Here is a 20,407-nt window from a genome sequence, read left to right as displayed (position 1 = left end):
GGCGACGAAAAAGGGCGGGGCCGAGGCCCCGCCCAACACCTTCTTGCAGTCCCGGCTGCGGGTCAGAAGTTGACCCGCGCCTCCACCCCCACCCGGCGGAACGCGTCCGGCGTGAGCGTCTGGGTGTAGCCGGCGCCGGCGGCGTTGTTGTCGAGGAAGCCGGTGCCCGTACCCGACACGAACTGCTTGTCCAGCAGGTTGCGGGCGAAGGCGATGATCTCGTAGCGCCCGTCCTGGCTGGCCAGTCCGAGGTTCGCGTTCAGAAGGCCGTAGCCCGGCTGGCGCGCGTTCGGGTCCCGGTAGGTGAAGAACACCGACGAGCGATAGCTGTAGGACGCGTCGGCGATCAGGTCGAACGGTGCATTCTCCAGGGCATGGCGGTAGCGGGCGGCCAGGGTGTACGACCACTTGGGCGCGTTGGTCAGGTCGCTGCCGGTCACTTCCTGCCGACCGCCGGCGCAGCCCAGCGCCAAGGTCTGGCCGGGGTAGCAGGCCGGGGCGAAGTTCTCGACCCGGGTGTCGGCGTAGGCGACATTGGCCGAGAGCTGGAGCGCGCGGACCGGGCTGTACTGGCTTTCCAGTTCCACGCCGCGCGACCGCAGCTTGCCCGCGTTCGACAGTGCGAAGCTGGTCGTGAGCGCGTCGTAGGTCTGGGCCTGGAAGTTGCGGAACTCGGTGTGGAAGGCCGTCAGGTTGAAGGTGACCCGCCGGTCGAACGGGGTCGAGCGCAGGCCCATCTCGTAGTTGTGGACCTTCTCGGGTTGCAGCACGTGCCGGCCCGAGTTCACCACCGCGGCGCTCAGGTTGTTGAGCAGGTTGATGGCCTGGCCCTTATAGCCTCGCGAGTAGGTGGCGTAGAGCATCAGGTCGTCGTCGACCTTGTACTGCGCGCCGGCCTTGTACGAGATGTCGTCGTCCTTGGCGGTCAGGTTGGGCGCATCGAACGCCGGCCCGCCCAGGCCCGGCACGGCCCCCAGTCCGCCCGCGGGGATCGTGCGCAGGAAGCGCGCCTTCAGCTTCTCGTTGGTGTAGCGAAGCCCCCCGATCAGGCGGAGCTGATCGGTCACATTGAGGGTCGCCTGGCCGAAGACCGCATAGTTCCGGGTGCGGATCGCCCGGTCGATGAAGTTGTGGAAGTAGCCGTTCCCCGGCAGCACCTGGCCGAAGTTGCCGCGGACCTCGGTGGTCGTGGCCACGTCCTGATTGAAGTAGAACAGGCCGGCCACGTATTCCAGCCGTTGGCCGGCGGGCGAACTGATCCGGATCTCCTGGGTGAACTGCTCCTGGTCCTGGTCGGCGCTGTTGATGTTCAGCAGGTTCAGGGGGCTGTTGTCGGCGTCGTTGTTGTCGACGACGTTGAACTCCCGATACGCGGTGATCGAGGTGAGGATCACCGTCCCCAGGTCCTTGCTGGCCTCGATCGAGGCGCCCCAGGTCTTCTGGTCGTTGAAGGCCAGGCCGTCGATGTTGGACTCGCGGCTGAACGGACCCACATCGACTCCCGCGAACAGCGACGCCCGGGTCGGGCCGGTGGGTCCGAGATAGCGGGTGGTGGGCAGGATCGAGCGCGATGTGGTGACGCAGCAGTCCTGATCGGCGCGCGTGTAGTCGAGGGTGGCGTAGAGGTCGAAGGTCTCGTCCGGGCTCCAGGCGACCTTGCCGCGCACGCCCCATGAATTCAGGCCGTTCATGTCACGGCCGTCGACGACGTTGGTGATGAAGCCGTCGGAGCGGTTGTAGAAGCCCGACAGGCTGGCCGCGGCTTCCCCCGCCTTGATCGGAACCGACACCGAGCCCTTGGCCCGCACCTCGTCGAAGGTGCCGTAGCTCAGCGAGGCGCGGCCGGTCGTCTCGTTCAGGTCCGGCCGCGCGGTGACGATGTTGATGACGCCCGCGGCGGCGTTCTTGCCGAACAGCATGCCCTGCGGCCCGCGCAGCACTTCGATCCGCTCGACGTCGTTGAAGTCGAAGAACGACGCGGCGCTGCGCCCGATCACGACGCCGTCGACCACGACGGAGACCGAAGGCTCCACGCCGTCCGAGAAGTTCAGGGTGCCGATGCCGCGCACCGAAAGGCCCTGGCCGCGGGTGTTCGCCGAGGGCGTGAAGCTGAGCGACGGCGAAAGCTGCTGAAGCTGCTGGAGGCCGGTGATGTGGCTGTTCTGGAGGGTCTCGGCCGAGACGACGTTCACCGACACCGGTACGTCCTGCAGGCGTTCCGAACGCTTCTGGGCGGTGACCACCAGCTCGCCCAGCGTGGCCGTGGCGTCGTCCGCGCCCTGCGCCAGGGCGGGGCTTCCCAGGACCGCCGCCAGGGCTGCGCCCAGCAAGAGCGACGAGCGCCGGACCGTAGCCGGCGGCATGATTCCATGACGCATGTGACCTCCCCTGTGCGTGGAGCGGCCGTTCCGTCGAATGGCCCGCTCCCTGGTTTATGGCGCCGGTTTCGGTGGGGGCGACAAATATGTCAACGCAAAAGTATCGAAATTAGGAGCGGCGGCGCGCGGCGGCGGGGCGGTGTCGTCGAAAGGTCACGCCTTTGAAGGGCGCAGGCGTGGTCGCGATGTATCTGCGCGTGGGAATCCGCTTTCTGGATCCCGAAGGCTTCATCCCGGCGGCGTCGGCCTCTAGCGTGGCGACGCAAGAGAAGAGGGAAGAAACGGACATGCGCGCTCTGATGATGGACCGGCCGCTGACGCTGCCTTCGATCCTGGAGCATGCGGCGCTCTATCACGGCGACCGCGAGGTGGTGACGCGCACGGTCGAGGGGCCGATCCACCGCTATAGCTATCGCGACGCCCTGGCGCGGGCGAAGCAGATGGCGAGGGCGCTGTTGCGGCTGGGCGTGAAGCCGGGCGACCGGGTGGCCACCCTGGCCTGGAGCACCCACCGCCATTTCGAACTCTATTTCGCCGTCACGGGGATCGGGGCGGTGCTCCACACCATCAATCCCCGCCTGCACGAGGACCAGATCGTGTGGGTGGCCAACCACGCCGAGGACGCGGTCCTCTTCTTCGACATCACCTTCGCCGACGAGGTGGCCCGGCTCGCGCCGCGCATGCCGACGGTGCGGACGGTGGTGGCCATGACCGACGCGGCCCATGCGCCGGCCGGCGCCCTGGTCTACGAGGACCTGATCGCCGCCGAGACGGCCGACTTCGACTGGCCCGAGCTGGACGAGCGGCAGGCCTCGGGCCTTTGCTATACGTCGGGCACCACCGGCAACCCCAAGGGCGTGCTCTACGGCCACCGCTCCACGGTGATCCACGCGCTGGCGCTGGCGCTCCCCGACGCCTTCGACCTGTCGGCCCGCGACACCGTCCTGCCCTGCGCTCAGATGTACCACGCCAACGCCTGGTGTACGCCGTATGCGGCGCCGCTGGTGGGGGCCAAGCTGGTGCTGCCCGGCCGGCAGCTCGACGGGCCCTCGATCTGCGACCTGGCGACAGGGGAGGGGGCGACCTTCCTTCTGGGCGTTCCCACCATCTGGGTCGGCGTGCTGGACCACCTGGACCAGACGGGAGGCCGTCTCTCCACGGTGCGCAACGTGGCCATCGGCGGCTCGGCGCCCACCGCGGCCCTGATCGACCGGGTGGAGGAGAAGCTGGGCGCCACGGTGCGCCAGATCTGGGGCATGACCGAGATGAGCCCGCTGGGGGTCATCAACACGGCTCTGCCCGAGCACGCCGGCGAGGACCCGGGCGCCGCCACCCGCCGGAAGCTGAAGCAGGGCCGGGGCCTGTGGGGCGTCGACCTGCGGATCGTGGACGAGGCCGGCGTGGAGCAGCCCCGCGACGGCCAGAGTCCGGGGGCGCTGCAGGTGCGAGGGCCCTGGACCGCGTCCGCCTATTTCAAGCAGGACGGCGCCGCCGCCTTCACCGAGGACGGCTGGTTCGACACCGGCGACATCGCCACGATCGACGCCGAGGGCTACCTGCGCCTCACCGACCGGGCCAAGGACGTGATCAAGTCGGGCGGGGAGTGGATCTCGACGCTCGATCTGGAGGACGCCGTCTGCTCGCACCCGGCGGTGGCCATGGCGGCGGCCGTCGGCGTGCCGCATCCCAAGTGGGACGAGCGGCCGCTGTTGCTGGTGGTCCTGCGACCGGGCCATTCGGCCGAGCCCGAGGCGCTCAAGGCTCACGTCGCCGATCGCGTCGCCCGATGGTGGACGCCGGACGAGGTGCGGATCGTGGACGCGCTGCCCATCGGGCCGACCGGAAAGGTTCTGAAACGCGAATTGCGCGAGCAACTGGCGATTGCGCCGGCCTCGTGACGGCGGCGCCATAGAACCGCCGTGTCCACCGTGCGTTAGCGTCTGCAGGTGACACTGTAGAGCCAGTCGGAGGTGGGTGCGTGGCGCGGAAGCGACCGAAAGGCGTTCTTGCGATCGGGTGGGCGGCGATCGAGGCCGCAGCCCGCGGGCGCACCGAGCATGCGCCCACGTCGCTGGACTATCCCGATACGGTGGTGCGCCGGACCAGTTTCACCGCCGGCGGGGGCCACGGGTGGCGAATCTCGGCGCTCGAGACACCGCGTGAGAAGCCGACCGCCTGGAAGATCGTGGTGATCACCGGCGCGCCGTCCTGGGCGGAGTACTGGGCCGAAACCCTGGCCGAGCTGCCCCAGGATCGCGAGATGGTCGTGGTGGACCGCCCGGGCTATGCGGGGTCCGAGCCGCTGCACCCCGTCACCGACATCCGCGTCCAGGCCGAAGCGCTGGGGCCTGTGCTGCAGGCCGCGCGGGGCCAGAAGGTTTTGCTGGTGGGCCAGAGCTACGGCGCCGCCATCGCCTCGATCATGGCCGAGCAGAACCGCGGCCGGGTGGCGGGCCTCGTCCTTCTCTCCGGCTTCTTCGGCGAGGCGGGCCCGACGGCGCGGTGGCTGCTCGACATGGGCGGCCGCACCCTGAAGGTGATCCCGAAGGACCTGCGCCACGCCGTCGTCGAGGTGACGGGCCAGAAGCCGCAGCTCCGCCATGCGAAGCGGGCGCTGGGCCGGCTCAACATCCCGATCCACATGATCCACGGCGACAAGGACGACTTCGCCCCGCTCGAGGTCGCCGAGAAGCTGGCGGCCGAAACCGTGACCCGCCGCCCGATCCGCGTGGTCCGGACCGAGGGCGCCAACCACTTCCTGAACGACGGCCCCGCCGAGATTCTGCTCGAGGCGCTGGAGTCGTGCCTGCCCCCGCGCAAGCCCGCTCGGACGTTCCCCTGGCCCAGCCTCGCCGGCTGGTGGCCCTTCAAGCCGGCGCCGAAGACGGTGACGGCGGGCTGAGGCGCTCATCCCAGCAACACCCCCGTCGCGACGGCGAAGCCCACGACCACCAGCCAGGGCGGCAGCTTGGCGACCTGAAGGAACACGAAGGCCGCCGCCAGAAGGGCCCAGTCGGCGGGGCGGCGGATCGTCTCCATCGTCACCGGGTCCCAGAGCGTGGCGGCCAGGACGCCCACCACCGTCGCGCCGACGCCGGCCATGAAGCCGCGCGCCCAGCCCTCGCGCTTCAGCCGGTCCCAGAAGGGCAGGGCGCCGGTCACCAGCAGCAGGCTGGGCAGGAAGATGGCGAAGAGGGCGATCAGGCCGCCCACGACCCCGCGTGGCCCGTAAGTCTGCGCCGCGCCGACGAAGCCCGCGAAACTGAACAGCGGTCCGGGCAAGGCCTGCATCACGCCATAGCCGGCGAGGAAGGTGTCGCGGTCGACCCACCGGCTCGCGACCACCTCGCGCTCCAGCAGCGGCAGGACCACGTGGCCGCCGCCGAACACCAGCGATCCGGTCCTGTAGAACACGCTGGCCAGGCCCAGCCCGGGGTTCTGCAGAGCGACCGCCAATACGGGCAGACCGGCCAGGAGCAGCACGAACAGGCCCAGCGCCATCAGGGCGCTGCCGGTGTCGACGACGGGGGTCTCCAGGTCCGGCGTCGCCGCCGGGGCGTCCCCGCGCAGCATGAGGACTCCGAACAGGCCGCCGGCCAGGATGACCGCGATCTGCGCCGCCGCGCCCTGGGCGACGAACAGGCCGAGGCCCGCGCCGATGGCCAATCCCGCGCGGATCGGCCCCACCGCCAGAGTCCGGGCCATCTGGACCACCGCCTGGAGCACCACGGCGGCGGCCGCCAGCTTCAGGCCGTGCAGCCAGCCGTCGCCGAACTGGCGGATCAGGTCCTTCGACGCAAGGCCAAGCAGGATCATCGCAGTGGCCGCGGGCAAGGTGAAGCCCGCGAACGCCGCCAGGGCGCCGGCCAGTCCCGCCTGTCTCAGCCCGATGGCCATGCCGACCTGGCTGGACGCCGGCCCCGGCAGGAAGTTCGACAGGGCGATGAGGTCGGCGAACGCGGCCTCCGAGACCCAGCCCCGACGCTCCACGAACTCGCGGCGGAAGTAGGCGAGGTGCGCCACCGGCCCGCCGAAGGCCGTCAGCCCCTGTTTCAGGAACGCCAGGAAGACGTCGAAGGCGGTCACGGACCGGGGGGATGGCGCAGCGTCCATGACCCGCTAGATGGAAGGCCCGGCGGCGCCTGTCGACCCTTTTGCCCGAAGGGGCTTCCCTCCGCCGTCTGAACAGCGATAAGTCTTCGATCAAACATCAGTTCGAGATTGTGAGAGAGGGGAACGCCATGAAAGCCGCCGTTCTGCGCGAAGTGGGCAAGCCGCTTCAGATCGAGGACGTGAAGATCTCGAAGCCGGGTCCGCGCGAGGTGCTGATCCGCACGGCCGCGGCCGGCGTCTGCCACTCGGACCTGCATTTCATCGAGGGCAAGTATCCTCATCCGATGCCGGCGGTCCTGGGCCACGAGAGCGCGGGCGTCGTCGAGGCGGTGGGGTCGGAAGTGCGCAGCGTGAAGCCGGGCGATCACGTGATCACCTGTCTCTCGGCCTTCTGCGGCCATTGCGATCATTGCGTCACCGGCCACATGGCCCGCTGCGTGTCGCCCGAGACCAAGCGCCGTGACGACGACGAGCCGCGCCTGTCGGCCGCCAACGGCCCGATGCTCCAGTACCTGAACCTCTCGTCGTTCGCCGAGCAGATGCTGATCCACGAGAACGCCTGCGTCTCGATCCGCAAGGACATGCCGCTCGATCGTGCGGCCCTGATCGGTTGCGGCGTGATGACCGGCGTCGGCGCCGTGATCCACACCTCGAACGTCCGCCCGGGCGACACGGTGGCGGTGATCGGGTGCGGCGGCGTGGGGCTGGCGGCCGTGAACGGCGCGGCGCTGGCCGGCGCGGGGCGGATCATCGCCATCGATATGGCGCCGGGCAAGGAGAACCTGGCCAAGTCGATGGGCGCCACCGACTTCGTCCTGGGCGGTCCGGACGCCGTGAAGACCGTTCTGGAGATGACCCGCGGCGGCGTGCAGCACAGCTTCGAGGCCATCGGCCTGGCCGCCACCGCCGAGCAGGCGTTCAACATGCTGGCCCGCGGCGGCACCGCCAACGTCATCGGCATGATCCCGGTGGGCCAGACCATCAGCCTGATGGGCGCCGCCTTCCTGGGGGAGAAGCGCATCCAGGGCTCGCTGATGGGCTCGAACCGTTTCCCCGTCGACATGCCCCGGCTGGTCGACGCCTACATGGCCGGCAAGCTGCATCTCGACGACATGATCAGCCGCCGCATCCGGCTCGACCAGGTCAACGAGGCCTTCGAGGAAATGAAGACCGGGGCCGTGGCCCGCTCGGTCATCGTCTTCGACGCCTGATCCACGGCGCGGGAGCGTCCGGGGCGTGCGGTCGCGCGCCCCCGGTCGGTCCCCACGGCGGCGACGCGGAACGTCCGGCGCGCTCAGGCCGGCTTGGGGCGCATCACGAGCCAGGGCGTCTGCCGTTGGCGCCACTCCCAGACCGCCAGCAACTGGTCCAACTGGGGCATGGCCATCAGCCAGGGCGGGCCGGTGACCGTCTTGGGCTGAAGATCCTCGCGGACGATGTCGTGGCTGGCCGAGAACCGCGCCATCATCGTCGCCAGGGCGTCGCGTCGATAGAGGTCGTGGGTCTCGACGATGATGTTCATGCCGGCCAGCGCCGGGCTCAGCTCGGGCTGAAGGATGTCGACCTCCGCGCCCTCGGCGTCCACCAACACCAGGACGCGCCGTCCGGCGAAGGCTTCGAACCCGTCGGGGCTGAATTCTCCGCCGATCCGGATACGATCCGCCACGCCGTTGCGCTGCGCCAGCTCGGCGCAGGCGGCGCGCGCCTTGGGATCGATGTCGAAGGCGTGGACCTCCACCTGCGGCATCAATCGCGCCAGGCCCACGGCGTAATAGCCCTCGGCGCAGCCCACATCGATCACGCAGTCCAGGCCTTCGGCGGCGAATGCCTCGAGGTGGGGATGCAGCTCGGATTCGTAGGTGCCGAGCAGCCGGGGGATCAGCGCGCCCTCGGTCGCGTCCCGGAGGTAGTCCATGCCGGCGAAGGGACCGCCCCAGATCCGCGACCCCTCACGCTGGACATAGGTGTTCGCCAGCATCTTCGAACGCCAGAGGGCCAGCAGCCGGAGATGGTCGTTCAGGGTTTCCTGGTCGGCGTCCCCGGTCCATCCGGCGACCCGTTCGCGAACCAGGCGGATGGCGTTCGTCGTCAGGCCCATCGGCGCTCCAGGGGTCAGCCCAGAACACCTGATATTCGCCCCGGCGCCCGCGGCGCAAGGCCGGGGTCTTCAGCGACCGGATGCGCTTTCGACGGCGGCTATCGTCCGCGCCTGAGCGGGACCTTCGGCGAGGAGGCGCTCGACACGCAGTTTCTCGGCCTTGAAACGCGCCAGTTCACCGCCGGCGAGCACCGTGCCCTGGGGAACCTTGGCGCCCACCGGGTTCACGCGTCGCCCGCCCTGCCAGACCTCGTAGTGCAGGTGGGGCCCGGTCGACATGCCGGTGGACCCGACATAGCCCACAACCTGACCCTGGCGGACCTTGAGGCCCGGACGCACGCCCTTGGCGTACCGCGAGAGGTGGGCGTACCCGGTGTCCCAGCCGCCCGAATGCCGGATCTGGAGCCAGTTGCCGTAGCCGCCCCAGCGCTGCGCCTTCACCACCACGCCGTCACCGGCGGCCAGGATCGGGGCGCCGTTGCCGGCGCCGAAGTCGACGCCCTGGTGCGCCCGTGCATAGCCCAGGATCGGATGCCGGCGCTTGCCGAAGCCCGAGGTGAGGCGGGCGCCGTCGATCGGCGTGCGCAGGAGGAAGCCCCGGACGTTCTTGCCATGCTCGTCGAAGTAGTCGACCTGGCCGTCGTCGCGCTGGAAGCGGAAGAACTTCACGCCGTGCAGTTCGGCGTAGGTCAGGTCGCCCGTCTCGATCGTGCGTCCGCTCTCGGTGACCTTGCGGTCGAACACCAGGCGGAAGTCGTCGCCCGGCTGGATGTCACGCTGGAAGTCCAGCTTGTGGGCGAACAGCTTGGCGACCTGCGCCGTGATCGCCGGCGTCGCGCCCAGGCGCTGGGCGCTCTGGTAGAGCGAACCCTGGATTTCGCCGTGGGCGACGGTTGTCTGCTCGACGACCTTCTCCTCGAGGGCCCTTAGGCGCAGAGCGCCGTCGAACGTGCGCGAAACGGTCACCGCCGTCGCCGGGCCGGTGCGCAGCGACAGGCCGATGAGCTTGGCCTCGCCGTCGCCGGCCCTCGGCTGCGCCACCGCCGCATCGAATGTGAGCCCGGCCTTGATCCGCACCGTGTCCATCGCCCGGCTCAGGGTTCCGACCATGAGCTGGGCGTCTTCGGCGCTGACGCCCGCCCGCTGGACGGCGCGTTCCAGCGTCTCGCCGGGCCGGACGGAAACCGAGACGTTCTCCGCGCGCCCATAACCGGGCTGCGCTTCGGCGCGGGCGAAGGCCGCGTGCTGGAGGGCGGCGGCCTGGGCCGGCGCCAGGGCGGGGCTGGCGGCGCCGTCCAGCCGCAACGCCGTCTGCCATCCGATCAGGCCGGCCACCGTGGCCACCGCCAATGCTATGGCGACACGCGGCGCCTGGCGGGTCGAGAACTTACGCGGGTCGAACTCCTGCATCGCCACCCCTGCTAGCGACAGACACTCAACTCCGGATGAACGGAGTCGCCGTTGCGTCTCCTGGCCTCGCGAGCGCCTTCGGCATGCGCACCTCGCCTGAAATCACGGCAATTACGCGGCCTTGGGTCCCGCTTCGGCGTCGGCTGCCTTCGGTCTCGGGTTGTTGTCTCAGGCGGTCAGATCAGTCCCAGCACCAGTTCGGCGGGACGGCACAGCGCCGCACCCTTCGAAGTTGCGACGATAGGCCGATTCACCAGGATCGGGTCGATGATCATGGCGGCGATGATCGCTTCGTCCGAGACGGACGGGTCGGTGAGCCCCAGTTCCTCGGCCTTCGTGCCCCTCACGCGCAGGATGTCGCGCACGCTTCCGCCCATCCGCGTGGCGAGATCCTCGAGTTGGGCCTTGGTCCAACCGGCCTTCAGATACTCCACGACCTGCGGCTCGATCCCCTTTTCGCGCAGCAGCGCGAGCGTGTTGCGCGAGGTCCCGCAGGACGGGTTGTGATAGATGACGACGTTGCTCATGCGCTCCGATACCGCGGCGGTCGAAGCCCGTCACCCTTCCGAAGCCGGTGAACAGGCGTCGGCTACCAGGTGAAGGCGCGCGAGCCCGAGACGAAGGTGGAGTCCGAGGTGTCCCAGGCCATCACGTCGGCCGGCCGCGAGGGAAGGGGGGCGACGCCCGTCGGCCAGCGGTCGAAGCCCGCGGTGTAACGGACGTCCAGGCGCCCCGGTCCGCCGGGCCGGATCACGAGGTCCAGGCCGTCGCCGGGCGCTTGCCACATCACCCGCACCCACTGGCCGGCGGGCAGGGCCAGCCCGGCCGCTACGCCCTCGACGCTGGTGACCTGGGCGGCGGTGCTGGCGCGGAGCTGAAGGGCCAGGGTGCGCGCGCCGGGCGGCGCGACCGCGCGGACCTCCAGCCGTCCGTCCGGGGTTCGCGTCGCGCTGATGTCGGGCGAAGGTTCGGCCGTCGGGGTCGTGGGCGCGGCCAGCATGGGCCGCCGCCAGGCCCAGTGACGGGTGAGTTGCGGCTCGGCGCCCTCGGCCCACAACACCTTGCGGGTCCAGTCGGTGCGGTCGAACTCCGGGCTGTAGCGCCAGGCCCGGCCGGTGTCCTGATCCACCTGGTAGGCGATGTAGCTCGCCTGCGGATACCGCGGCGACCAGGGTGACTCGGCGCGGATGAACAGCGTCAGCGCCAGACCGCCGAAGAGCAGGAGGCCGCCGATCACGAGCCCCTTCTGTGCGCCCGCGTCCGGTTGGGCCAGTGGCCAGACCACGAGGCCCGCGGTCAGCATCTGGATGGCGAACAAGGGCATCAGGTCCATCGCCTCGAAGGCGAAGTGGGAGATGCCGCCCTGCCACCCCAGCGCGCCGGCCGCGAGCACGACGAGGATGATCGTGGGGATCAGACCGCGCTTGGCGCTCAGGGCGGTCGCCATCGCCCCCACCGCACCCACCAGCAGCGGCCAGACCACGACATACGAGGCCGCCGGCGCCAGCGCCTGGAGGCCCACCGCGATGATGAAGCCCAGACCCAGCACGCCCGCCCAGGCGCCTTTGCGTCCCGCGCGACCGGAATAGACGAAGACTCCGATGACCCCGGCGACGACGCCGGCCACGGCGCCGATGACGTCGAACTCTCCGAACATCGAGCATGCGAGCCCCAGCACCGCCGGGATCGCGGCCATCCAGCGCCGGCCGCGGGCCAGGTCGCCGGCCGCAAGCATCAGGAAGCCCAGCGACATGAGCATGATCGCCCATTCCCAGGGCGTGGCCTGGGCCAGGAGAAACCGCTGGTCGATGAAGCCGAAGCCGGCCCCCGTGAGTCGGCGTGCGAACTGGAGCACGGCCACCGTGCCGATGGCGCCGAAGGCCAGGGCGCCCGCGCCGCGAAGGATGTCGGCGGCCGGGAACTCGCCCGAGTGCCGCGCCCACCGCACCGAGAACGCCAGCATCACCGCGATCGCCAGCAGGATCACCCAGCCGAACCACACCGGGTAGGCGATGACGGTGTCGCCGAACAGGTTGGCGTAGATCGGCGAGGAAGCCTTGCCCGGTAATTCGGGTGCGAAGGCCGCTTCCGCGACGACGGCCAGCGCCTGGGTCCCCATGTCCTGCAGGGAGCCGCGCTCCAGGTTCTGTGGGGTGGAGGTGGCGCTGTGATAATCGAACAGCCGGCCGATGATCGCGTAGTTGAGGCCGGCGATCCCGGCCGCCAGCGTCTCGGTCAGGTCGGTGTCGTTCGGCATGCGCTCGTAGAGCATCACCGAAAGCGAGGACGAGGCGGGCTTCACCGCCGTCTTCCGGAAGAGGTCGATCAGTTCGCCGTTCTGCGGGCTGGTCTGGAACATGTTGGCTCGCCCGGTCGAGCCCCTGGCCTCCAGGTTGACCACCAGGCCGATCCGCTTCGCCAACGGATCGCGGCGGAAGAAGTGGTTGGCGCCCAGGAGCCCCGCTTCCTCGCCATCGGTGAAGATCAGGATCACGTCGCGCGCGGGTGCGCCGCGGGCCTTGATGGCCCGGACGGCCTCCAGCGACGCGGCCACGCCCATGATGTCGTCGGCGGCGCCGGGGGAGCCGGGTACGCTGTCGTAGTGCGACATGATCGCCACCGCGGGCTTGCTCCGGTCCCGCCCGGGAAGGACGCCCACGACATTCTCGACCGGCCCGGCGACGAGGAGGTCCGACGCCCCGCGCGGCTGGAGGACGCCCACCCCCGGACGCACTTCCGGTGACAGGCCCAGTTCGGCCATCCTGCCGACCAGCAGGTCGCGCACCCTGGCGTTGGCCGGCGAGCCCATCGGATGAGGCTCCTGCGCCAGCAGCGTCACGTCGGCGAAGGCGCGCTCGGCCGAGAACTCGACCGCCGGAGCGCCCACGGGGGCGGATTCCGGAAGGACCTGATCGCTGAACGCGATCCATGAGCCCAGCATCAGTGCAACGAGCAGCGCGAAATAGCGACGCACGCCCCGACCCTCCCCGTTGAGTCCTGGATGAAGGCTAGACCGCATCGCGCCAAAACGAAAACGCCCGGCCGCGGGGCCGGGCGTTCGCGATGCGGGATCGAAGAGACGGCTTCAGGCGGCGACGGTGATCGCGCCTTCCTGAGGGTCGCGCAGCACATAGCCGCGGCCCCAGACCGTCTCGATGTGGTGCTTGCCGTCGGCGGCGGCGGCCAGCTTCTTACGGAGCTTGCAGATGAAGACGTCGATGATCTTCAGTTCGGGCTCGTCCATGCCGCCGTACAGGTGGTTCAGGAACATTTCCTTGGTGAGGGTCGTGCCCTTCCGGAGCGAGAGCAGTTCGAGCATCTGATATTCCTTGCCGGTCAGATGCACGCGGATGCCGTTCACTTCCACGGTCTTGGCGTCGAGGTTCACCACGATGTCGCCGGTCTTGATGACCGATTGCGCATGGCCCTTGGAGCGGCGGACCACAGCGTGGATACGGGCGACCAGTTCGTCCTTGTGGAACGGCTTGGTCATGTAGTCGTCGGCGCCGCCCGAGAAGGTCTTCACCTTCGTTTCGATCTCGGCCGTGCCGGAAAGGATCATGATCGGGGTGTTGATCTTACCCACGCGAAGCGTCCGCAGGACGTCCATGCCGGACATGTCGGGCAGATTCAGGTCGAGGAGGATGAGATCGTAGTCGTAGATCTTGCCGAGATCGACGCCTTCCTCACCGAGATCGGTGGTGTAGACGTTGAATCCTTCCGATTTCAGCATCAACTCGATGCTTTGCGCCGTCGCGCTGTCGTCCTCGATCAACAATACGCGCATTAGGCTCTCCTGCCGCGTCCCCGCATTCCGCGCGAATTCTCGTGAATCCGCCCCATGGATCGTCGTTAACCTGCCCCGCCGTCCTTTAAGACCGGTTAATGAGGCTGGCTCTCCGTCGAGAATCGTTAATCCGATTTGAGAATCCGACTCAAGCTGGGCGGGCGCCTGAGCGAGTCGTCGGGCCGTTGAATCTTTCGTGATTGGACAGGGGAGTCGAAGCGTGGGGCGGGAACGCCTTGTGCGGACAGGGGTTTTGTTCGGAACAGTCCTGTTCGGAGACCCTCATGGTAGACCTGCCCAAGACCCTCGAATCCTATCGCATGCCCTGGCGGCGAGACCCATTGAAGCAGGGTGCGGCGCTGGCTCCGGTCATGCGCTACGCCGCGCGTCATCCGGCGCTCCTGGTCGGCGCGGCCGTCGTCGGCTTGGCCGGGGTCCTGGCCTGGCGCAACCGCGAGAAGATCGGGGCCGCCGCGCAGCCGGTTCTCGACGACGCGCGTCATAAGGGTCAGGCGTTGCTCGACGACGCGAAGGCCAAGGGCGAAGCCCTTGTGGACCAGGCCCGGACGGCCGGCGAGAAGGTCGCGGCCCGGGCCCGGACGCGGCGAACCGCCGCGGCGCCGCCCACCGTTCCCGACCTGCACTGACCCCGGGTCTTCACCACCCCTTAAGCACGGCGGGCGAATAGTCCCGCCACAGCTTGAGGGGTGGGCGTTGCAAAGCCTGGTGGCCGCGGTCGAGCGGCTGGATCCACTGACGGTTTCCGGCCGCGTCGCAGCCGTGAACGGCCTTCTCATCGAGGCGCGAGGCGGCTTGTCCCGCCTGGCCGTCGGCGCCCGCGCCGAGATCGCCCGTTTCGCGGAGAAGCCGGTGGCCGCCGAGGTGGTGGGCTTCCGTGAAAACCGCGCCTTGCTGATGCCCTTCGGGCCGGTCGAGGGCGTGGCGCCCGGCGCCGAGATCCGCATCCAGCCCCTGGGTTCGGCCGTTCGCCCCAGCAAGGCGTGGCTCGGGCGGATCGTCGACGCCTTCGGCGAACCGATCGACGGCAAGGGACCTCTGCCGCAGGGGATCGCCGCCTATCCGCTGCGCGCCTCGCCGCCGTCGGCGCACGCCCGCGCGCGGGTCGGCGAGCGCCTGGACCTGGGCGTGCGGGCGATGAACGTCTTCACGACCTGCTGTCGCGGCCAGCGTCTCGGCGTCTTCGCCGGTTCGGGCGTCGGCAAGTCGGTCCTGCTCTCCATGCTGGCGAAGAACGCCGAGTGCGATGCCGTCGTCGTCGGTCTGATCGGCGAGCGGGGCCGCGAAGTCCGCGAGTTCATCGAGGAGACCCTGGGCGAGGAGGGGCTGCGTCGCGCGATCGTGGTGGTGGCCACGTCGGACGAGCCGGCGCTGAAGCGCCGCCAGGCCGCCTACATGACCCTGGCGCTGGCCGAATTCCTGCGCGACCAGGACATGGAGGTCCTCTGCCTGATGGACTCGGTGACACGCTTCGCCATGGCCCAGCGCGAGATCGGCCTGGCCGCGGGCGAGCCCCCGACGACCAAGGGCTACACGCCGACCGTCTTCACCGAACTGCCCAAGCTGCTGGAGCGAGCGGGACCTGGGCCGGTCCGTCCGGACGGCACCAAGGCGGGACCGATCACGGGGCTCTTCACGGTGCTGGTGGATGGCGACGACCACAACGAGCCGATCGCCGACGCCGTCCGCGGTATCCTGGATGGCCATATCGTCATGGAACGCGGCATCGCCGAACGCGGCCGGTTCCCAGCCATCAACGTGCTGAAATCGATCAGCCGCACCATGCCGGGCTGCCAGTCGATGGAAGAGCGCGAGGTGGTGCGGCAGGCGCGCGAGAGCCTGTCGGCCTACGCCAACATGGAGGAACTGATCCGCATCGGCGCCTACCGCGCCGGCGCCGATCCGCTGATCGACCGGGCCATCGCGCTCAATCCCGCGGTCGAGAGGTTCCTTTCACAGAATCCGAACGACTCCACCAGCCTGGACGCCAGCTTCGCCGGCCTGTCCGATATCCTGAACGGAGCGCCTGAGTGAGCCGGCTTCGCCAAGAGCTTCGCACGATCCTCCGCCGTTCCGACAGGAGCATTGAGGGATGAGCTGGGCCGAATCCCTGATCAAGCTCTCGACCTACGAGGCCGAGGTGCTTCAGAAGCGCCTGGCCGAGATCGTCGACCGGCGTGTGGCGGCGGAGCTGCGTCTGACGATGCTTGAAGCCGAGGGCGAGGCCGAAATGGCCTTTTCGGCCCAGGACGCGGCTGCGGGCATCTACCGCGCCGGCTTCTTCGAGGGGCTCAAGATCCGCAAGGGCCGCATCCGGGCCGAGATCGACATCGTCCTCGCGGAGGAGCAGGGCGCGCGCGACGCGCTGGCCGAGGCGTTCGAGGCTCAGAAGAAGTACGAGCACATCGCCGAGAACATCCGGCTGGAAGCGCGCAGGGAGGCGGGTCGCCGCGAAGCCGCCGCGATGGACGAGATGGGGCTGCGCAAGCGCGCGGTGATCTGATCCGGAGCGTCTCCGGCGACGCCTCTGTCGAGGCGCCTCAGAACAGCATCCAGGCCTGCCAGGCCGCCAGCGAGACCACCAGAAGGCCGACGATCCAGGTGAGGGCGCGGGTGGGCAGCACCTTCGTCATCCATCCGGCGAGCGGGGCCGCGATCACGCCGCCCACGATCAGTCCGGCGAGGGACCACAACAGGCCGTCCAGGCCCTCGGTCTCCCAATGTCCCGTCAACAGGCTCACCAGGAAGGCGCCCGCCGTCGCGGCGGCGACGAAGACCTCGGCTGTGTTGGTCGTGCCGATGGCCTTGCGCGGGTCTGCGCCGGCGCCCATCAGCGAACTGGTCACGACGGGTCCCCAGCCCCCGCCGCCGATGGCGTCGAAGAAGCCGCCGACGAGGCCGAGCGGGAACGGAGATTTCCAGGAGAACACCTTGGGGCGGGCCTGACGCCAGGCCCGGTAGAGGATGATGAGCCCCATCAGGAACAGCCAGGCGACCACGTAGGGCTTCACGGCCTCACCTGGAACCGAAGTCAGCACATAGGTTCCGCCGACGCCGCCCACCACGCCGCCGCCGGCCAGCAGCGCCAGCAGCTTCCAGTCCACGTTGCGGTAGAGGATGTGCGACAGCCCCGAGGCCGCGCCGGTGAAGACCTTGGCGGCATGGACGCTGGCCGAGGCGTTGGCCGGGGTGACGCCGAAACTCAGCAGCACCGAGGTCGAAATGACGCCGTAGGCCATGCCGAGCGCGCCGTCGACGAGCTGGGCGGCGAACCCCACGGCCAGGAAGAGCCAGAAGTCGGGATCCATGGGTGCGCGTCAGCCCAGATCCTGCGTCGAAGCGGCGTCGGTCAACATGCCCCCTCGCGCCGCTAGATGCCGGGATCGAACGCGCCTTCCAGCCACTCGAAGATCCGCTGTGCGGCGTCCTCGGCGGAGAGGGCGGTGGTGTCGATGTGGATTTCGGGTGTTTCGGGCGCCTCGTAGGGGGAGTCGATGCCGGTGAAGTTCTTGAGCTGTCCGGCGCGGGCCTTGGCGTAGAGGCCCTTGACGTCGCGCTTCTCGGCGTCGGCGAGCGGCGTGTCGATGAACACCTCCACGAATTCGCGCTCGCCCATCAGCTCGCGGGCCATCTGCCGCTCGGCGCGGAACGGCGAAATGAAGGAGACCAGGACGATCAGGCCGGCGTCGACCATCAGCTTGGACACCTCGGCGACGCGGCGGATGTTCTCGACGCGGTCGGCCTCGGTGAAACCCAGGTCCTTGTTGAGGCCGTGGCGGACGTTGTCGCCGTCGAGCAGGTAGGTGTGGCGGCCCTCGGCGTGCAGGCGCTTCTCCACCAGGTTGGCGATGGTGGATTTGCCGGCGCCCGAGAGCCCGGTGAACCACACCACCCGCGCCTTCTGGCCCTTGGCGGCGGCGCGCGCGGCCTTGTCCACGTCCAGGGCCTGCCAGTGGATGTTCTGGCTGCGGCGGAGCGCGAAGCGCAGCATGCCGGCGCCGACGGTGCGATTGCTCATCCGGTCGATGAGGATGAAGCCGCCCAGGTCCTTGTTGTCGGCGTAGGGATCGAAGGCGATGGGCGCCGAGAGCGCCAGATTACAGACCCCGATCTCGTTCAGCTCCAGGCGCTTGGCGGCGAGCTGTTCGAGGGTGTTCACATTGACCTTGTACTTGGGCTCGGCCACCTGGGCGGTGGCCGTGCGGGTCCCCAGCTTCATCAGGTAGGGCCGGCCCGGCAGCAGGGCGTCCTCGTCGAACCAGACGAGGGTGGCCTCGAACTGGTCGGCCACTTCGGGCGGGTGACCGGCGGCGGCGAGGACGTCCCCGCGGCTGACGTCGATTTCGTCGGCGAGCGTGAGGGTCACGGACTGGCCGGCGACGGCCTGGGGCAGGTCGCCACGGAAGGTCACGATGCGCGCCACCGTGCTCTCGCGGCCCGAGGGCAGGGCCTTGACCTTGTCGCCGGGGCGGACGACGCCCGAGGCGATCAGGCCGGAGAAGCCGCGGAAGTCCAGGTCGGGCCGGTTCACCCACTGGACCGGCATGCGGAAGGGCTTCTGCTGGAGGTCGTCCTCGACGGGCGCCTCTTCCAGCCAGCGCATCAGGGGCGGGCCGGAGTACCAGGGCGACTTCGCGGAGGGCTCGGTGATGTTGTCGCCCTTCAGGGCCGACATCGGGATGGCGGTGAACGCCTTGATCCCGATCTGGGCGGCGAAGTCGTGGTACTCGGCCACGATGGTGTCGAACACCTCCTGGCTCCAGCCCACCAGATCCATCTTGTTGATGGCCAGCACCACGTGGCGGATGCCCAGCAGGCTCACCAGGTAGCTGTGCCGGCGGGTCTGGGTGAGCACGCCCTTGCGCGCGTCGATCAGGATGATGGCCGCGTCCGCCGTCGAGGCGCCGGTGACCATGTTGCGGGTGTACTGCTCGTGGCCGGGAGTGTCGGCGACGATGAACTTGCGCTTCTCCGTCGAGAAGAAGCGGTAGGCCACGTCGATGGTGATGCCCTGCTCGCGCTCGGCGGCCAGGCCGTCGACCAGGAGGGCGAAGTCGATATCGCCCCCTTGCGTGCCGACCTTCTTCGAGTCGGCCTCCAGCGCGGCGAGCTGGTCCTCGAAGATCATCTTGCTGTCGTAGAGCAGGCGGCCGATCAGGGTCGACTTGCCGTCGTCCACCGAGCCACAGGTCAGGAACCGCAGAAGAGACTTGTGCTCGTGCTGGTGGAGGTACGCTTCGATGTCCTCGGCGATGAGCGCGGACTGGTGGGCCATCACATCCTCCCCTGCGAAGCGGGGGAGGGGGACCGCTCGCGAAGCGAGGGGTGGAGGGGGCCTGCTGGGCTGGCGGTCCGCCGCATCAGAAGTAGCCCTCCTGCTTCTTCTTCTCCATCGAGGCGGCCTGGTCGTGGTCGATCATCCGGCCCTGGCGCTCCGAGGTCGTCGTCAGCAGCATCTCCTGGATGATCTCGGGCAGCGTCGCCGCGGTGCTCTCCACCGCCCCCGTCAGCGGGTAGCAGCCCAGGGTGCGGAACCGCACCGACTTCATCATCGGGGTCTCGCCGGGACGCAGGGGCATCCGGTCGTCATCGACCATGATCAGCGTCCCGTCGCGCTCCACCACCGGGCGCACGTCGGAGAAGTACAGCGGCACGATCGGGATGTTCTCAAGGTGGATGTATTGCCAGATGTCCAGCTCGGTCCAGTTGGAGATCGGGAACACCCGGATGCTCTCGCCCGGGTTCTTTTTCGCATTGTACATCCGCCAGAGCTCGGGCCGCTGGTTCTTGGGGTCCCACCGGTGGCCGGCCGAGCGGAACGAGAAGATCCGCTCCTTGGCCCGGCTCTTCTCCTCGTCCCGCCGCGCGCCGCCGAAGGCCGCGTCGAAACCGTACTTGTCCAGCGCCTGCTTCAGGCCCTCGGTCTTCCAGATGTCGGTGTGCTTCGCCGAGCCGTGGTCGAACGGGTTGATGTTCTGCGCCACTGCATCGGGATTGCGGTGCACGAGCAACTCGAAGCCCAGTTCCCGCGCCATCCGCTCGCGCATCTCGTACATCGCCCGGAACTTCCAGGTCGTGTCCACATGCAGCAGCGGGAAGGGCGGCTTCGACGGATAGAACGCCTTCGCCGCCAGGTGCAGCATCACCGCGCTGTCCTTGCCGATCGAGTACAGCATCACCGGACGCTCGCACTCCGACACCACCTCCCGCAGGATGTGGATGCTCTCGGCCTCCAGCCTCTGAAGATGCGTCAGGGTCTGGGGCGACAACTGCAGCTCCACAGATCGAGAAAGGGGTGCGGGGGTGTGGGTTCGGACCTCGGCGTCCATCGGCGACCTTACAGCAAACCTCGATATCCGCCTGAGCGATCGCACAGGCGTCCGGCCCGGCGGCGGAGTTAGCCGCCAGGCCCCGCAGGCGCAAGGCGAGGGCCTGCCAGGAATTCTCGGCGGGCTGGCAGGTAGGCTGGGTGCGTCTCACCCTGCAACCGGACGCGCGATGTCGCTTGGCGGCCCGGCGGAATGGCGCCACAACCGCGTTCGACGGAAGCGCGTACCCGCCTTTCGAGCCGGAACGCCGGCCGGGGGCGGCAGGGGAAAAGGG

At 69.1% G+C, this 20,407-nt stretch carries 16 protein-coding genes; 6 read left to right on the top strand and 10 right to left on the bottom strand.

Annotation, left to right across the window (positions count from 1 at the left end; genetic code table 11):
- Positions 1–62 precede the first annotated feature (62 nt).
- On the bottom strand, positions 63–2,378 hold the full coding sequence (locus ABS78_RS10055) for a TonB-dependent receptor (protein ID WP_293377996.1): 2,316 nt from the start codon (positions 2,376–2,378) through the stop codon (positions 63–65).
- A 287-nt stretch (positions 2,379–2,665) separates the two neighbouring features.
- On the opposite strand from ABS78_RS10055, the gene ABS78_RS10050 reads away from it, so the two are divergent.
- Positions 2,666–4,276, top strand: coding sequence for a long-chain-fatty-acid--CoA ligase (locus ABS78_RS10050; protein ID WP_293377993.1), 1,611 nt, complete (start codon positions 2,666–2,668; stop codon positions 4,274–4,276).
- 80 nt (positions 4,277–4,356) lie between these two features.
- Positions 4,357–5,280, top strand: coding sequence for an alpha/beta hydrolase (locus ABS78_RS10045; protein WP_293377990.1), 924 nt, complete (start codon positions 4,357–4,359; stop codon positions 5,278–5,280).
- A gap of 5 nt (positions 5,281–5,285) precedes the next feature.
- Here ABS78_RS10045 and chrA read toward each other — a convergent pair whose 3' ends face one another.
- Entirely contained in the window at positions 5,286–6,464 is a 1,179-nt protein-coding gene (gene chrA, locus ABS78_RS10040) for a chromate efflux transporter (RefSeq protein ID WP_293377987.1), read from the bottom strand.
- Between the two features lie 155 nt (positions 6,465–6,619).
- Here chrA and ABS78_RS10035 point away from each other — a divergent pair, with 155 nt between their 5' ends.
- The gene (locus ABS78_RS10035) at positions 6,620–7,702 is read left to right on the top strand and encodes a Zn-dependent alcohol dehydrogenase (RefSeq protein ID WP_293377984.1); all 1,083 of its coding nucleotides are present in this window, start codon (positions 6,620–6,622) and stop codon (positions 7,700–7,702) included.
- An 83-nt stretch (positions 7,703–7,785) separates the two neighbouring features.
- On the opposite strand, the gene ABS78_RS10030 is transcribed toward ABS78_RS10035, so the two are convergent.
- The 5 genes from ABS78_RS10030 to ctrA all read right to left on the bottom strand — a co-directional run bounded on the left by ABS78_RS10030 (position 7,786) and on the right by ctrA (position 13,786).
- Complete coding sequence (locus ABS78_RS10030; protein WP_293377981.1) at positions 7,786–8,589, bottom strand: methyltransferase domain-containing protein; 804 nt, start codon at positions 8,587–8,589, stop codon at positions 7,786–7,788.
- A 69-nt stretch (positions 8,590–8,658) separates the two neighbouring features.
- Complete coding sequence (locus ABS78_RS10025) at positions 8,659–9,999, bottom strand: M23 family metallopeptidase (RefSeq protein WP_293377978.1); 1,341 nt, start codon at positions 9,997–9,999, stop codon at positions 8,659–8,661.
- Positions 10,000–10,175: 176 nt separating this feature from the next.
- Complete coding sequence (arsC, locus tag ABS78_RS10020; protein WP_293377975.1) at positions 10,176–10,526, bottom strand: arsenate reductase (glutaredoxin); 351 nt, start codon at positions 10,524–10,526, stop codon at positions 10,176–10,178.
- A gap of 62 nt (positions 10,527–10,588) precedes the next feature.
- The gene (locus ABS78_RS10015) at positions 10,589–12,973 is read right to left on the bottom strand and encodes a M20/M25/M40 family metallo-hydrolase (RefSeq protein WP_293377972.1); all 2,385 of its coding nucleotides are present in this window, start codon (positions 12,971–12,973) and stop codon (positions 10,589–10,591) included.
- A 111-nt stretch (positions 12,974–13,084) separates the two neighbouring features.
- A complete protein-coding gene (gene ctrA / locus ABS78_RS10010) occupies positions 13,085–13,786 on the bottom strand; it encodes a response regulator transcription factor CtrA (RefSeq protein ID WP_293377969.1) in 702 nt (233 codons plus the stop codon).
- A 284-nt stretch (positions 13,787–14,070) separates the two neighbouring features.
- Between ctrA and ABS78_RS10005 the strand changes: the two genes are divergently transcribed.
- The 3 genes from ABS78_RS10005 (at position 14,071) to ABS78_RS09995 (ending at position 16,307) form a co-directional block, all read left to right on the top strand.
- Positions 14,071–14,433, top strand: a complete 363-nt coding sequence (locus tag ABS78_RS10005) for a hypothetical protein (protein WP_293377966.1) — start codon at positions 14,071–14,073, stop codon at positions 14,431–14,433.
- Positions 14,434–14,500: 67 nt separating this feature from the next.
- The gene (gene fliI, locus ABS78_RS10000) at positions 14,501–15,838 is read left to right on the top strand and encodes a flagellar protein export ATPase FliI (protein WP_293377963.1); all 1,338 of its coding nucleotides are present in this window, start codon (positions 14,501–14,503) and stop codon (positions 15,836–15,838) included.
- 58 nt (positions 15,839–15,896) lie between these two features.
- On the top strand, positions 15,897–16,307 hold the full coding sequence (locus ABS78_RS09995; protein WP_293377960.1) for a flagellar export protein FliJ: 411 nt from the start codon (positions 15,897–15,899) through the stop codon (positions 16,305–16,307).
- A gap of 37 nt (positions 16,308–16,344) precedes the next feature.
- Here the strand turns inward: ABS78_RS09995 and ABS78_RS09990 are convergent, their stop codons facing one another.
- The 3 genes from ABS78_RS09990 to cysD form a co-directional block, all read right to left on the bottom strand.
- Positions 16,345–17,112 (bottom strand): sulfite exporter TauE/SafE family protein, encoded by a 768-nt coding sequence (locus ABS78_RS09990; RefSeq protein ID WP_293377957.1) that lies wholly within the window; start codon positions 17,110–17,112, stop codon positions 16,345–16,347.
- Between the two features lie 62 nt (positions 17,113–17,174).
- On the bottom strand, positions 17,175–19,079 hold the full coding sequence (gene cysN, locus ABS78_RS09985; RefSeq protein WP_293377954.1) for a sulfate adenylyltransferase subunit CysN: 1,905 nt from the start codon (positions 19,077–19,079) through the stop codon (positions 17,175–17,177).
- Positions 19,080–19,164: 85 nt separating this feature from the next.
- Positions 19,165–20,133 carry a sulfate adenylyltransferase subunit CysD gene (gene cysD, locus ABS78_RS09980; protein ID WP_293377951.1) on the bottom strand — a complete coding sequence of 323 codons (969 nt, stop codon included), beginning with the start codon at positions 20,131–20,133 and terminating at the stop codon, positions 19,165–19,167.
- Positions 20,134–20,407: the final 274 nt, after the last annotated feature.

It is taken from the genome of Phenylobacterium sp. SCN 70-31 (assembly GCF_001724605.1).
Taxonomy (GTDB): domain Bacteria; phylum Pseudomonadota; class Alphaproteobacteria; order Caulobacterales; family Caulobacteraceae; genus Phenylobacterium.
The sequence above is the reverse complement of the archived record's forward strand: the minus strand, read 5'-3'. Positions and strand labels throughout refer to the sequence as shown.

Excerpts from the sequence above, each read along its gene's own strand:
- ABS78_RS10055 (WP_293377996.1), bottom strand. The coding sequence starts at position 2,378 with ATGCGTCATGGAATCATGCCGCCGGCTACGGTCCGGCGCTCGTCGCTC.
- ABS78_RS10050 (WP_293377993.1), top strand. The coding sequence starts at position 2,666 with ATGCGCGCTCTGATGATGGACCGGCCGCTGACGCTGCCTTCGATCCTG.
- ABS78_RS10035 (WP_293377984.1), top strand. The coding sequence starts at position 6,620 with ATGAAAGCCGCCGTTCTGCGCGAAGTGGGCAAGCCGCTTCAGATCGAG.
- ABS78_RS10030 (WP_293377981.1), bottom strand. The coding sequence starts at position 8,589 with ATGGGCCTGACGACGAACGCCATCCGCCTGGTTCGCGAACGGGTCGCC.
- ABS78_RS10025 (WP_293377978.1), bottom strand. The coding sequence starts at position 9,999 with ATGCAGGAGTTCGACCCGCGTAAGTTCTCGACCCGCCAGGCGCCGCGT.
- arsC (WP_293377975.1), bottom strand. The coding sequence starts at position 10,526 with ATGAGCAACGTCGTCATCTATCACAACCCGTCCTGCGGGACCTCGCGC.
- ctrA (WP_293377969.1), bottom strand. The coding sequence starts at position 13,786 with ATGCGCGTATTGTTGATCGAGGACGACAGCGCGACGGCGCAAAGCATC.
- ABS78_RS10005 (WP_293377966.1), top strand. The coding sequence starts at position 14,071 with ATGGTAGACCTGCCCAAGACCCTCGAATCCTATCGCATGCCCTGGCGG.
- ABS78_RS09995 (WP_293377960.1), top strand. The coding sequence starts at position 15,897 with ATGAGCTGGGCCGAATCCCTGATCAAGCTCTCGACCTACGAGGCCGAG.
- ABS78_RS09990 (WP_293377957.1), bottom strand. The coding sequence starts at position 17,112 with ATGGATCCCGACTTCTGGCTCTTCCTGGCCGTGGGGTTCGCCGCCCAG.
- cysN (WP_293377954.1), bottom strand. The coding sequence starts at position 19,079 with ATGGCCCACCAGTCCGCGCTCATCGCCGAGGACATCGAAGCGTACCTC.
- cysD (WP_293377951.1), bottom strand. The coding sequence starts at position 20,133 with ATGGACGCCGAGGTCCGAACCCACACCCCCGCACCCCTTTCTCGATCT.